The sequence below is a fragment of the Kitasatospora sp. NPDC058478 genome (genome assembly GCF_042720345.1).
Taxonomy (GTDB): Bacteria; Actinomycetota; Actinomycetes; order Streptomycetales; family Streptomycetaceae; genus Kitasatospora.
This window is the reverse complement of sequence record NZ_JBHXML010000006.1, coordinates 128439-140548: the sequence shown is the minus strand read 5'-3', so window position 1 is coordinate 140548 and position 12110 is coordinate 128439. Positions and strand designations below refer to the sequence as shown.

The 12110-nt window shown below is 72.2% G+C and carries 10 protein-coding genes; 4 read left to right on the top strand and 6 right to left on the bottom strand.

Features of this window, described 5'->3' with window-relative positions:
- The first annotated feature begins 36 nt into the window (after window positions 1-36).
- On the top strand, window positions 37-1317 hold the full coding sequence (locus tag ACFWPT_RS05280; protein WP_063349262.1) for a hypothetical protein: 1281 nt from the start codon (window positions 37-39) through the stop codon (window positions 1315-1317).
- A gap of 91 nt (window positions 1318-1408) precedes the next feature.
- On the opposite strand, the gene ACFWPT_RS05275 is transcribed toward ACFWPT_RS05280, so the two are convergent.
- The 6 genes from ACFWPT_RS05275 to ACFWPT_RS05250 all read right to left on the bottom strand — a co-directional run bounded on the left by ACFWPT_RS05275 (window position 1409) and on the right by ACFWPT_RS05250 (window position 7478).
- Window positions 1409-2314: an alpha/beta fold hydrolase gene (locus ACFWPT_RS05275; RefSeq protein ID WP_380479665.1), complete on the bottom strand. Its 906-nt coding sequence runs from the start codon at window positions 2312-2314 to the stop codon at window positions 1409-1411.
- A complete protein-coding gene (locus tag ACFWPT_RS05270) occupies window positions 2311-3396 on the bottom strand; it encodes a branched-chain amino acid ABC transporter permease (protein WP_347878547.1) in 1086 nt (361 codons plus the stop codon). The genes ACFWPT_RS05275 and ACFWPT_RS05270 overlap by 4 nt, the downstream gene beginning before the upstream one ends.
- Before the next feature lie 251 nt (window positions 3397-3647).
- A complete protein-coding gene (locus tag ACFWPT_RS05265; protein WP_063349260.1) occupies window positions 3648-4514 on the bottom strand; it encodes a branched-chain amino acid ABC transporter permease in 867 nt (288 codons plus the stop codon).
- On the bottom strand, window positions 4514-5320 hold the full coding sequence (locus tag ACFWPT_RS05260) for an ABC transporter ATP-binding protein (protein WP_380479662.1): 807 nt from the start codon (window positions 5318-5320) through the stop codon (window positions 4514-4516). The genes ACFWPT_RS05265 and ACFWPT_RS05260 overlap by 1 nt, the downstream gene beginning before the upstream one ends.
- A 59-nt stretch (window positions 5321-5379) precedes the next feature.
- A complete protein-coding gene (locus ACFWPT_RS05255) occupies window positions 5380-6198 on the bottom strand; it encodes an ABC transporter ATP-binding protein (RefSeq protein WP_380479660.1) in 819 nt (272 codons plus the stop codon).
- A gap of 5 nt (window positions 6199-6203) precedes the next feature.
- On the bottom strand, window positions 6204-7478 hold the full coding sequence (locus tag ACFWPT_RS05250) for a substrate-binding domain-containing protein (RefSeq protein WP_380479658.1): 1275 nt from the start codon (window positions 7476-7478) through the stop codon (window positions 6204-6206).
- A 358-nt stretch (window positions 7479-7836) separates the two neighbouring features.
- Between ACFWPT_RS05250 and ACFWPT_RS05245 the strand changes: the two genes are divergently transcribed.
- From ACFWPT_RS05245 to ACFWPT_RS05235, 3 genes are all read left to right on the top strand, one after another.
- Window positions 7837-8598 (top strand): CoA transferase subunit A, encoded by a 762-nt coding sequence (locus ACFWPT_RS05245; RefSeq protein ID WP_363370186.1) that lies wholly within the window; start codon window positions 7837-7839, stop codon window positions 8596-8598.
- Between the two features lie 4 nt (window positions 8599-8602).
- On the top strand, window positions 8603-9322 hold the full coding sequence (locus ACFWPT_RS05240) for a 3-oxoacid CoA-transferase subunit B (RefSeq protein WP_380479656.1): 720 nt from the start codon (window positions 8603-8605) through the stop codon (window positions 9320-9322).
- A 623-nt stretch (window positions 9323-9945) separates the two neighbouring features.
- A complete protein-coding gene (locus ACFWPT_RS05235) occupies window positions 9946-12045 on the top strand; it encodes a glycosyltransferase family 2 protein (RefSeq protein ID WP_380479654.1) in 2100 nt (699 codons plus the stop codon).
- The last annotated feature ends 65 nt before the right edge of the window (window positions 12046-12110 follow it).

The following is a 12110-nucleotide window of genomic DNA, read 5'->3' as shown; positions in this document are numbered from 1 at the left end:
CGCCCTCACCACCGGCATCGGCACCCAGGGGAGACCATGACCAGCATCTCGCGCAGGACGGTGCTCAGTGCGACCGCTGCGACCGCGGCCCTCGGCGCGGTCGCGGCCTGTTCCAGCAGCGGATCCGGTTCGAGCCAGAACTCCTCCTCCCCCACGACCGGCGGCAGCCCCGGCACCACCCCGGCGGGCACGACCGACCCGACCAAGACGGGGGTGCCCAAGGGCACTCCGATCGGCGACGGTTCCAACGCCGACACCGGCCCGCAGCCGAACCAGCCGAAGCCCGAGAAGCTCAAGCCCGGTGAGCGGCCGCCGCAGTTCGTGGTGTTCTCCTGGGACGGCGCGGGTGGCACCGACGACGGCCAGTTCCCCCGCTTCCTCAAGCTGGCGGAGCAGTACAAGGCCACGATGACCTTCTTCCTCTCCGGGATCTACGCCCTGCCCAAGGGCAAGGCCGACCTGTACCACCCGCCGAAGCACTCGGTCGGCGCCTCCGACATCCCGTACCTGTCGGACGGTGCGGTCAAGAGCACGCTCAAGCTCGTCAGCCAGGCATGGCTGGCCGGGCACGAGATCGGCACCCACTTCAACGGGCACTTCTGCTCCAGCCGCCCGGACAAGAACGGGGTCAACATGTGGACCCCGGAGGACTGGCAGAGCGAGATCGACCAGGCGATCGGCTTCGTGACCCAGTGGCGGACCAACACCGGCTTCACCGACGTCGACCCGCTCCCCTTCGATTACAAGAAGGAGCTCATCGGCGGCCGCACCCCCTGTCTGGAGGGGCAGAAGGCGCTCCTGCCGACGGCCGCGAAGCTGGGTTGGAAGTACGACGCCAGCTCCTCCGGCGGCCTGCAGATATGGCCGCAGAAGGTGCAGGACGGCAAGGTCTGGGACTTCCCGCTGCAGTCCATCCCGTTCCCCGGGCACACCTTCCAGGTGCTGTCGATGGACTACAACATCCTGGCCAACCAGTCCGCGGGCAGCACCAAGGGCGACCCGTCCAAGTACAACGACTGGCGCACCCAGGCCAAGGACTCCTACCTGGCCGGCTTCGACCGCGCCTACAACAGCAACCGTGCGCCGTTCTTCATCGGCAACCACTTCGAGCAGTGGAACGGCGGCATCTACATGGACGCCGTCGAGGAGACCCTCAAGACCATCGCGGGCAAGCCGGACGTCCGACTGGTCTCCTTCCGGCAGCTGGTCGAGTGGCTGGAGGTGCAGGACCAGTCCACCCTGCGCAAGCTGCGCACGCTCAACGTCGGCCAGGCGCCGAGCGGCGGCTGGGAGACCTTCCTCGGCGCTGCGGGCTGAGACGGGGCAGACCGGGACAAGGCAGACCGGGACAGGCGCGGCCGACGGGGTGGACGGACCCCGCCAGCCGCCGTCGTCGGGGCCGGGCCCGCTACCCCGCGGCGGTGACGTCCGCGAGCAGGCCGCGGACGATGCGCTCGGCCCCCGGCTCTCCCCAGAGGATCGAGTAGTGGTTGGTGTCCGGCACCAGCGAGGCCGGCACCCGGGCCTGGTCCAGCCCGGCCAGCCCGATCCGCTGGTGGTCGTAGAGGCCCTGGGGCTCGTCGAGCAGGCCGCGCTCGGCCCAGAGCAGTTCGGCCGGGCAGGGCAGCCGGTGCACTGCGGTGGCCGCGTCCCGGTCCAGCAGGACCTGGGCGCCGTCGGTCTGTACGGCCTCCAGCACGCAGGAGGAGCGCAGTTCGGGCTCGACACCGACCAGGTCGCGCTGGGTGTAGGCGTCGATCTCCGCCGACCAGGCCGTCCCGAAGGCCGGGTGCCGCTGCCAGAACTCGCGGTAGGCGTCCCGGTCCGGGAAGGTCATCGACAGCCGGGCCAGCGCGGGGCCGAGCACCGCGGCCAGCGCGTCCTCCTCACGGATGCCCTCCGGCAGCGGGAAGGTCAGCGCGCCGTCCACCAGCAGCACCCGGCGGACGAGTTCCGGGTGCCGGACGGCGGCCAGAGCGGTGACCCAGGCGCCCATCGAGTGGCCGACCACGGTGGTCGGGCCCGTGCCGAGGGCCGTGATCAGTGCGGCCACGTCGTCGGCGTGCCGGGCCAGCCCGTACGGCCCGGCGACCGCGCGGCTCCCGCCGCGCCCCCGCAGGTCGGGCGCGAGCAGGGTGACCCGCCCGGCGAGTTGACGGGCGACCTCGTACCAGGCGAGGCCGTTGGCGGTGATGCCGTGCACCGCCACGATCGTCGGGGCGCCCGGCTCGGCGGCGGGCCAGCGCAGGACCGCCAGCTCCCCTCCGGGCACGGCGACGGTCAACTCCTCGGGCTTCAGGGGCGACTGGCTCACGCGGGGGTACCTCCGGTGGGACGGGCGGTCCGGGCAGCGGCCGGAGTGCGGACCGCACGGGCGGATCGGGCGGCGCGAATGCGGGCAGGCAGTCTAGCCAGGCCGCCGGGCAGCAGGTAGACCACCGCGACGAACAGGGTGCCCAGCAGGAACAGGGGTTGGGAGAGTGGCACCCGCAGGACCGCGGGCAGGTCCGCGATCGTCGTCGAGTTGGCGAGGTCGCCGAGCCGGTGGCTGGCCCAGGTGTAGAGGACACCGCCGAGCAGCGGACCCCAGCGGGTCCCCGAGCCGCCGAGCACCACCATCACCAGCAGGGCGAGCGTGGCGTCCGAGCCGGCGGCCTGCGGGGTGGCGCCGCCGGTCAGCAGCAGGTAGACCACCCCGCCCAGCCCGGCGAGGCCGCCGGCGAGCACGAAGGCGACCAACTTGTAGCCGTAGGGGCGCAGTCCGAGCACCTCCACCCGGCGCTCGTTCTCCTTGATCCCCTCCCAGACCCGGCCGGCCGGCGAGTTGACGGCCCAGTGGACCACGGCGACCGTCAGCACCAGGTAGCCGACGGCGATCCAGTAGAGGTTGGCGGTGTTCTCGATCCCGAGCAGGCCGGAGGGCAGCAGGTCGGCCGGGGCGGAGCGGCCCTCCTCACCGCCGGTGACGCCACCGGGGTTGCGCTGGACGAGGATCGAGCCGGCCTGGGCGAAGGCGAGGGTGACCATGGAGAAGCCGATGCCGGTGACGCGGAGGCTGACCGAGCCGAGCAGCAGGGCCAGCGCGACGGTGCAGGCGACGCCGAAGACCGCCGCGGCGGCGAACGGCAGTCTCAGTTCCAGCATCCCGAGGTCGGTGGCGTAGAGGCCGGTCGCGAAGTAGAGCGCGTGGCCGAAGGAGAGCAGTCCGGTACGGCCGAGCAGGAGGTCGTAGCCGGAGGCGAGGGCCCCGTAGAGCAGGCACAGGGCGAGCAGTTGCAGGCTGCCGGGGCTGCCGAGCGGGCCGTCGAGCAGTCCCGGGACGGGAAGCGCACTATATGGGGCGACAAGGAGCGTGATCAGCAGGGCGATCGGCCACCAGCGTAGCGCTCTGTGCATCGGTGTCCAGCGATTAGTGACTGAATCACCTGTTCGAGGGATGGCGCCGAGGTCGGTCGTGTGTTCACAATGGGTCTCGGCAAGGCTGGTGTCAGTCCCCCTTGCCACAGTGACGGTGTCGGCGGAGCTGGTGTCAGTCCCCTCTGCCAGCATGGCGGTCATGGCAGGGCTGGTGTCAGTCCCCCCTGCCATGGTGGCGGCGCTGCGGTCGGCCGCGGGGCCACCGGTGCTCGTGATCGGAGTTTCGGCGCTCACGCGAGCCTCCCGGTGAGTCCACGGGGTCGGACGAGAAGGAGCACGGCGAGCAGGACGACGACCGAGAGGTCGCCGAGCCCGGCGCCGGTGTAGTAGTTGGCGAACTGCTGGACGAGACCAACGCCCACGGAGGCGACGGCGGCCCCGGTGACGGAGCCCATGCCGCCCATCACCACGACGACGAAGGCGAAGATGAGCAGGCCGGTCCCCTGGCCGGGATTGACCGAACCGAAGTAGAGGCCACCGAGGGCACCGCCGAGCGCGGCGGCCGCCCCGCCGATGGCGAAGACGAGGGTGAACGCCTTCCGGACGTCGATGCCGAGCGCCGTGACCATGGCCCGGTCCTCGACGCCGGCCCGGACGATCAGCCCGTAGCGGGTACGGGCGAGGAACAACCGAAGAGCGAGCAGCAGCAGCGCGGCCGCGGCCACGAGCACGAAGCGGTTGACCGGGACGGTCGCACCGAGCACGTGCCAGGTGCCGGAGAGCACGGCCGGCTGGGGGAAGGGGCGGGCGTCCGCGCCCCAGACCCCCATCAGGAGGGCGGGCACGGCGAGCCCGACCCCGACGGTGGCGAGGATCTGATCGCGCGGCCGGCTGTAGAGCGGGCGGATCAGGAAGAGCTCCAGCAGGACGGCGGCGGCCGTTCCGACCAGGGTGCCGAACGGCACCGCGAGCCAGAAGGAGAGGCCGGCCTCGGTGCCGGCCCACCAGGTGGCGTAGGCGCCGATGGAGAGCAGGGCGCCGTGCGCGAAGTTGAGCACGTCCATCAGACCGAAGATCAACGACAGACCGGAGGCGACCAGGAAGTACAGCGCACCAAGACCTAGTCCGGTACAGGAGAGGAGGACGACGGTGTCCATCAGGGCTTCACCTCCGCGGTGACGACAGGGGTGGCCGGAGAAGCGGCGGGCCGGGGTCCGCCGGCGAGCGGGTGACGGGAGCCGACGCCGAGCAGGCGGCGGGCGGCCTCCTCGTCGGCCAACAGCTCGGCGGTGTCGCCCCGGTGGGCGGTACGGCCGTCGGCCAGGACGGCGCAGGTGCCGGCCAGCCGTCGAACGAGGGCGAGGTTCTGCTCGACCAGGAGAACGGGCACGGCCTCGGCCGCTCGCGCCAGGACCTCGGCCACCTCGGCCACGATCTTCGGCGCCAGACCCTTGGTGGGCTCGTCGGCGATGATCAACCGGTTGCGGTTGAGCAGCGTCCGGCCTATCGCCACCATCTGCTGCTGGCCGCCGGAGAGCGTCCCGGCCAACTGGCCGGCCCGCTGCTTGAGTTCGGGGAAGAGCTCGTGGACGAGCGGATAGTTCGGCTCGTCCGTCTCGCCCCCGCCCCGGACGACGCGCTCGGCGAGGCGGAGGTTCTCGGCGACCGTCAGGCCGGCGAAGATCCCCCGGTCCTCGGGCGCGTAGCCGATGCCATGACGGACCACCAGATGTGTCGGAAGGGAGGCGAGTTCGACACCGGAGAAGCGGACACTTCCGGTGCGCGGCACCAGGCCCATCACGGCCTTGACGGTGGTGGTCTTGCCGGCGCCGTTGCGGCCGAGGAGCGCGGTGACCCCGACGGGGGCCACGTCGAGGTCGACACCGTGCAGGATGTGCAGCCCGCCGATGACCACCCGCAGATCGCGAACGGAGAGGAGAGGGGCGGCAGGAGACGTAGGCACGGCCGCGGAGGCGGCGGCAGCGGTGGAGGTAAAACCGGGCGAGGGGAGCGGAGAGGAGGTCACAGCGCCTCGCCCAGGTAGGCCTGTTGCACGGTCGGGTCGGCCATCACGGCCTCGGGGGTGTCCAGCGCGAGCAGCGTGCCGTGGTGCATCACCGCGAGGCGGTCGGCCAGCCCGAGCAGGACGTCCATGTGGTGCTCGACCATCAGGACGGTCCGGCCCAGGTCGCGGTGCACGGACCGGATCAGCTCTGTGAGGGCCGGCACCTCCTCGGCGCTGACCCCCGCCATCGGCTCGTCCAGCAGGATCAGCCGCGGATCGGAGACGAGGAGGACGGCCAGTTCCAGTTTGCGCTTCTCGCCGTGCGAGAGCGCGCCCGCCAAGGTGTCCGCACGGTGGGTGAGTTCGGTGCGGTGGAGGGTCTCGGCCAGCTGCTCCTGGTACCGGTCGGCACGGCGCCAGAGCCGGTACGAGGCGCGTGGTCCGGCCGCCGCCTGGGCGGCCAGTCGGACGTGGTCGGCGACGGTCATCCCCGGCCAGAGGGAGGAGGTCTGGAAGGTGCGGCCGAGGCCGCGGCGCGCCCGGGCGTGCACGGCCTCGGCGGTGACGTCCACACCGTCGAGGTGGAGGCTGCCGTGGGTCGCCGGATAGATGCCGGAGATCAGGTTGAAGAGGGAGGTCTTGCCGGCGCCGTTGGGGCCGATGAAGGCGATGAACTCGCCTTCGCCGACCGAGAAGGAGACGTCCTCGACGATCGGCACCCCGCGGACGGACCAACCGAGTCCGTCCAGCCGCAGCACCGGGGCGGGCGAGGCCGTGGCCGGGGCCGGGGCCGGGGAACCAGCCCGGGAAGGAGTGGGGGCGGTGGGAGCAGGCATCGGGATCAGCCCGCCATCGGGGTGACCGGGGGCGCCACCTCGTCCGCGGTCAGGGTCTTCTCCACCGAGGGCTTGGCGGCGGCCCCGGTACCGGTCAGCCGGGCCTGGAACATCGGCTGGAGGAGGGCGTGGTCCTCGGCGCGCACCGTGGTGCGCCCCTTCACCCCGTCGAAGCTCCAGCCCTCCAGCGCCTTGACCAGGGCCGACGTGTCGTCGGTGGAGCCGTGGTTGGCCTCGACGGCGTGCACGATCAGCTGGGCGGCGGTGAAGCCGTCGGGCGTGAAGATGTCGGTCTTCCCGCCGGCGGCGGTGACGGCCTCGTCCATGGCCTTCTCCACCGGGGTGCCGGCGGCGCCGCTGAAGTAGTGGTTCAGAAAGGAGATCTTCTCGGCCGCCGGGCCGAACAGCGGGTAGGAGGCGGCCAGATCCAGGCCGGTGACGACCTTGGTGTCGGCGAACACGTCCTGCTGGTTGAGCGCCGTCCACAGGGCCGAGGAGCTGTCGCCGGCCCAGGCGACGAACAGCAGGTCGGGCTTGGCGGTCTTGGCCTGGGTGGCGAACGGGGTGAGGTCGGTGGCGCTCGGCGGGGCGAGCACCTGGTCGACCGTCGCGCCCTGGGCGCCGAGCACGGCCTTGACGGCAGCCACGTTGGCCTGTCCGAAGGCGTTGTCCTGAGCGAGCACGGTGACCTTCTTGCCCTTGGCGTCACCGATGAACGAGGCCGCGGTGCGGATGTCCTGGAAGGACTGGCGGCCGGAACGGAAGGTGTACTTGTTCAAACCGGTGACCTTGTCGGCGGCGGCCGGGCCGCTGACGAAGAGCACCTTGTTCTGGGCGGCGATCGGGCCCACCTGGAGGGCGACGCCCGAGGCGGTGGAGCCGGCCAGGACCTTGTAGCCCTTGCCGATCAGGTCCTTGGCGGCGGACACCGCCTTGGCCGGGTCGCCCGCGTCGTCCTGCTCCTCGAATTCGACCTTGTGCCCGTCGACCGCGCCGGTGCCCTTGGTCGCGTAGCTCAGCCCCGCCTTGAAGCCCTCCAGGTACTGCTTGCCGTAGGCGGCCAGCGGTCCGGTCTTGGAGTACACCAGGCCGACCTTGACCGGGCTCTTCGCACCACCGCCGTCCGCCGAGGCCGTCCCGGCGGTGCCGGCCTTGGCGCAGCCCGCGGCGAGCAGGACGCACGCCGCGACGGCGGCGAGCTTCCGGGCCGGGCCGCCGGTCAGGGTCTCGCCCGGGCGGGCGCCGGAGGCGGGCCGAGTGGGGGCTGTCGAGCTGCGCATGATGACCGACTCCTGAGGGTGCGGCGGGGTGGATGCCGGAACCGTAGGTGTGCGGTGGGACTGGCGACATGTGCCCGGGCGACGCATCGGTCCACCGTGATGTGGCTCTGGCCGACATACCACCCGGGCGGCGCCGCTCCCCGGACGTCCGGGTGTGGCCGGCCGACACGGGCTGGTACCCGCCCATGGCGGGAGCCGCCATGGCTGCGGCGGCCCGCGTCCGGTGACGGTGGAGGGGCTCGGCAGCCGTCCGGCGGCGGCCGCCGAGCCATCCCGCCGGGTCTTCCCGCCGGGCCCTCCCGCAGGGCCCGGCCCGGGCGTGCCCTCTCCCGTATCCCACTCCTCACGAGGTGATCCCTTGGACAAGGTCCTGGACTCCCCCGCCGACGCGGTCGGGGACATCCCCGACGGTGCGGTGCTGGCCGTCGGCGGCTTCGGCCTCTGCGGCATCCCGAGCACCCTGATCGGCGCCCTGGCGGACACCGGCACCACCGGCCTCCAGGTGGTCTCGAACAACTGCGGGGTGGACGACTGGGGGCTCGGCCTGCTGCTGCGGGCGGGCCGGATCGCCCGGATGACGTCCTCGTACGTCGGCGAGAACAAGGAGTTCGCCCGGCAGTACCTGTCCGGCGAGTTGGAGGTGGAGCTCACCCCGCAGGGCACGCTGGCCGAGCGGCTGCGCGCCGGAGGCGCCGGCGTCCCCGCGTTCTACACCCCGGCCGGGGTCGGCACCCAGGTCGAGGAGGGCGGGCTGCCCTGGCGCTACGCGGCGGACGGCTCGGTGGCGCTGGCCTCACCGGCGAAGGAGGTCCGGGAGTTCGGCGGCCGCCGGTACCTGCTGGAGGAGGCCATCACGGCGGACTTCGCGCTGGTCCGGGCCGAGGTGGCGGACCGGCACGGGAACTGCGTGTTCCACGCCGCCGCCCGCAACTTCAACCCGCTCTGCGCGACCGCGGGCCGGATCACCCTGGTCGAGGCGGACCGGATCGTCGAGCCGGGCGAGCTCGCCCCGGACGCCGTGCACCTGCCCGGCGTGTACGTGGACCGGGTGGTGGCCGCCGATCCCGCGGACCGCCGCATCGAGCGCCGGACCGTCCGCCCCGCACTCCAGGAGGCCTGAACCGATGTCCACCCCGACCAGCACCCGGTCCCCCGCGCCCACCCCGCAGACCGCCCACCGGCCGCAGGCCGTCCGCCACCCGCAGCCCGGCCTCGACCCGCGCAACGCCCTGGCCGCCCGAGCCGCCCGCGAACTGCGCGACGGCCAGTACGTGAACCTGGGCATCGGCCTGCCCACCCTGATCCCCAGTCACCTCCCGCCGGGCGTCGAGGTGGTGCTGCACTCGGAGAACGGCATCCTGGGCGTGGGCCCGTACCCGGTCGAGGGCACGGAGCACGCCGATCTGATCAACGCCGGGAAGGAAACGGTGACGGTCGCCCCCGGCGCCTCGTACTTCGACTCCGCCTTCTCCTTCGGCATGATCCGGGCCGGCCGGATCGACGTCTCGGTGCTCGGCGCCATGCAGGTCTCGGCTGCCGGCGACCTCGCCAACTGGATGATCCCCGGCAAGATGGTCAAGGGCATGGGCGGCGCGATGGACCTCGTGCACGGGGCCCGTCGACTGATCGTGGTCATGGAGCACACCGCCCGGGACGGCTCCCCGAAGATCGTCGAGGAGCTCTCACTTCCCGCCACCGGCCGAGGAGTTGTCAACCGGATCGTGACCGATCTGGCCGTGATCGACGTGACGCCGGACGGGCTGCGGGTGGTGGAGACGGCCCCGGGCACGGGGTTCGCGGACGTCCAGGCCGCGACGGACGCCGCCCTCCTTCCACCGCTCTGACCGGACCGGGTCGACCGGACCGGCCAGCACCAACCGGACCGGACACACCGACCCCGCCCCGCAGCAGCGGCCGGGCCTCCCGTCGGGGAGGTCCGGCCGTTCGCTTTGCCTCCGCGGCGCCGCTGCCGTCGCCCCGTCCGCCGAATTCGCTGCATTAGCACCACTGCGGTGCGGATTGGCCGGGAACCGTAGGATCTTCATGCTTGCGCGGTGATCATTTCCCAGACCGGTTGCGATCACGGTTGCCCTCCGGGAGAGTTGGGGGCGCCGTGGATCCCGCGTGCCCGGAGGGGAAGCCGGGAGCGCGCCGGGATCCGCATTCGAAGTCCCCGCAGGCGCGCAATGAATTCCGCTCGCAAACGCCCACCGGCGCAAGCAGACGCATGACGCGAATGACGGCCCGAAAACCGCTTGGAAACAACGGCGGTCCACCGGGCGGTGTTTCACGGGGACGGCTTTCGAGGCAAGAGGCAAGGCGAAGCAAAGCTCCGGGGGGAGCGGACCAGCCCCGCCGAACGCGGCCGGCCAGGCGCGCCACGGGACGGCGGATCGCATACCCCCGGTCTGAACACGCACCAACGGGCCCGCCGCCACGGCCGGGCCCCGGCCGGGGGGAGCAGACGATGACCACGCCGTTCGCGCGACAGAAGGACGCCGGGACGGCCCGCGGGCGAGGCGCCGGGCGGCGGCTCGACGACGACCTGGCCGCCGTTCCCGTACCCGAAGCCCCGTACGACTACGGTCACTTCAGCCGGCTGGCCGGCCCGGCGCACGACCCGGACGAGGAGGACGACCTCGGTGGCGGCGTCTACCGGCCCGAGCCCGCCCACCACGGAGCCCCGCCGTCACCCTGGCACGCGCACCAGGCCGTACAAGAGACCGTGCACCAGGCCACGCACGAGGCCACCGCCCCCTACCGCGTCCAGTACCGCAGCCTGCTGCGCCGCGAGCCGCACCGGATCCGCGCCGCCCTGCTGATGGTGGCGGCCCCGCTGGTGGAGGTGGTGCTGCTGGTGTGGCTGCTGCTGCCGGAGCACTGGCCGGAGCGCCCCGGCGAGACGCACACCCTGGTGCTGCTGGGCGACCAGGTGATGATCGGGATCATCGCCGTGGTCGAGGTGTTCCGGCTGGTCAACGTCGTGTCCAACACCCACGCCACGCTCGTCGCCCGCGATCCGATACCGGTGACGCCGGAGTCCGGCACCCGGGTCGCGTTCGTCACCGCCTGCGTGCCGGGCAAGGAGCCGGCGGAGATGGTGCGGGCCACGCTGGTCGCGGCCCGCGCCGTCCGGCACGACGGCCCGTACGACGTCTGGCTGTTGGACGAGGGAAACGATCCTGCGATGCAGGCGCTCTGCACCGAGCTGGGCGTCCGCCACTTCAGCCGCTTCGGCCGCCCGTACTGGAACCAGCCCAAGGGCCGGTTCCGCACCGGCACCAAGCACGGCAACTACAACGCCTGGTTGCAGGCGCACGGCGACGACTACGACTTCTGGGTCTCGGTGGACACCGACCACGCCCCGCTGCCGGACTTCTGCGAGCGGATGCTCGGCTACTTCCGCGACCCCGACGTGGCATTCGTGGTCGGACCCCAGGTGTACGGGAACTACCGCAGCTCGGGATCGGCCGTCACCAAATTCTCCGAGAGCCAGCAGTACCTCTTCCACGCACTCATCCAGCGCGCCGGAAACCGTTACGGCGCGCCCATGTTCGTCGGCACCAACAACGCCGTCAGAATCCGTGCGCTCCAGTCGATCGGCGGGTTGTACGACTCCATCACGGAGGATATGGCGACCGGCCTGGAGTTCCACCGGAGCCGGAACGCCGAGACCGGTGAACGCTGGAAATCCGTGTACACCCCGGACGTGCTCGCGGTCGGCGAGGGCCCGTCCTCCTGGACCGACTTCTTCTCCCAGCAGCTGCGCTGGAGCCGCGGCACCTACGAGACCCTGCTCACCCAGTACTGGCGGGTGCTCTGGCGGCTGTCGCCCGGGCGGCTGCTCAACTACTCGCTGATGGTGGGCTTCTACCCGATGGCGGCGCTCACCTGGCTGCTCGGCGGTCTGTCCAGCGTGCTCTACCTGGTGTTCGGCGCCTCGGGGGTCCACGTGTCCTCCGAGATCTGGATGATGCTGTACAGCGACGCCGCCGCGCTCCAACTGCTGCTCTACACCTGGAACCGCAAGCACAACGTGAGCCCGCACGAGCCGGCCGGCTCCTCCGGGGTCGCGGGCATGCTGATGTCCGCACTCTGCGGCCCGGTCTACGCGGCCTCGCTGGTGCAGGCGCTGCTGCGGCGGCGCAGCCGCTTCGTGGTGACGCCGAAGGGCCGTTCGGCCAGCGCGGACCGGGTGAGCACCTTCCGCTTCCACCTGTTCTGGACGCTGGTGTTCGGCGGCGCGATAGCGGCCTCCTTCTTCACCGGCTACGACCACGTCGCGATGCGCACCTGGGCCTGGATCGCCCTGGTCCTGACCGTGCTGCCGATCCTGGTGCTGGCCGGCGACGCCGTCCGCCGCCGGCGCACCCGGCCCACGGCCACGCTCACCGTCACCGGCGGTCCGGCGGCGACCCCTAGGGTCGTCCTGGAGAAGCGCCGCCCCCGGCACGCCCGCGATCCCCGGCACGGCCGGGCCGCACCGGTCGCCCCGGCCGCGCCGGCCGCGCCGCCGGGCGTCCCCGCGGCACCCGACCGGGCGGAGCACACCACCACCACCCGCTGAAGCCGCCCGACCCGCCAGCACACCCGAACCGCCAGCCACCCCGAACCTCACGAGCTCCCGAACCT

Excerpts from the sequence above, each read along its gene's own strand:
- ACFWPT_RS05270 (WP_347878547.1), bottom strand. The coding sequence starts at position 3,396 with ATGCACAGAGCGCTACGCTGGTGGCCGATCGCCCTGCTGATCACGCTC.
- ACFWPT_RS05280 (WP_063349262.1), top strand. The coding sequence starts at position 37 with ATGACCAGCATCTCGCGCAGGACGGTGCTCAGTGCGACCGCTGCGACC.
- ACFWPT_RS05255 (WP_380479660.1), bottom strand. The coding sequence starts at position 6,198 with ATGCCTGCTCCCACCGCCCCCACTCCTTCCCGGGCTGGTTCCCCGGCC.
- ACFWPT_RS05235 (WP_380479654.1), top strand. The coding sequence starts at position 9,946 with ATGACCACGCCGTTCGCGCGACAGAAGGACGCCGGGACGGCCCGCGGG.
- ACFWPT_RS05265 (WP_063349260.1), bottom strand. The coding sequence starts at position 4,514 with ATGGACACCGTCGTCCTCCTCTCCTGTACCGGACTAGGTCTTGGTGCG.
- ACFWPT_RS05240 (WP_380479656.1), top strand. The coding sequence starts at position 8,603 with ATGTCCACCCCGACCAGCACCCGGTCCCCCGCGCCCACCCCGCAGACC.
- ACFWPT_RS05250 (WP_380479658.1), bottom strand. The coding sequence starts at position 7,478 with ATGCGCAGCTCGACAGCCCCCACTCGGCCCGCCTCCGGCGCCCGCCCG.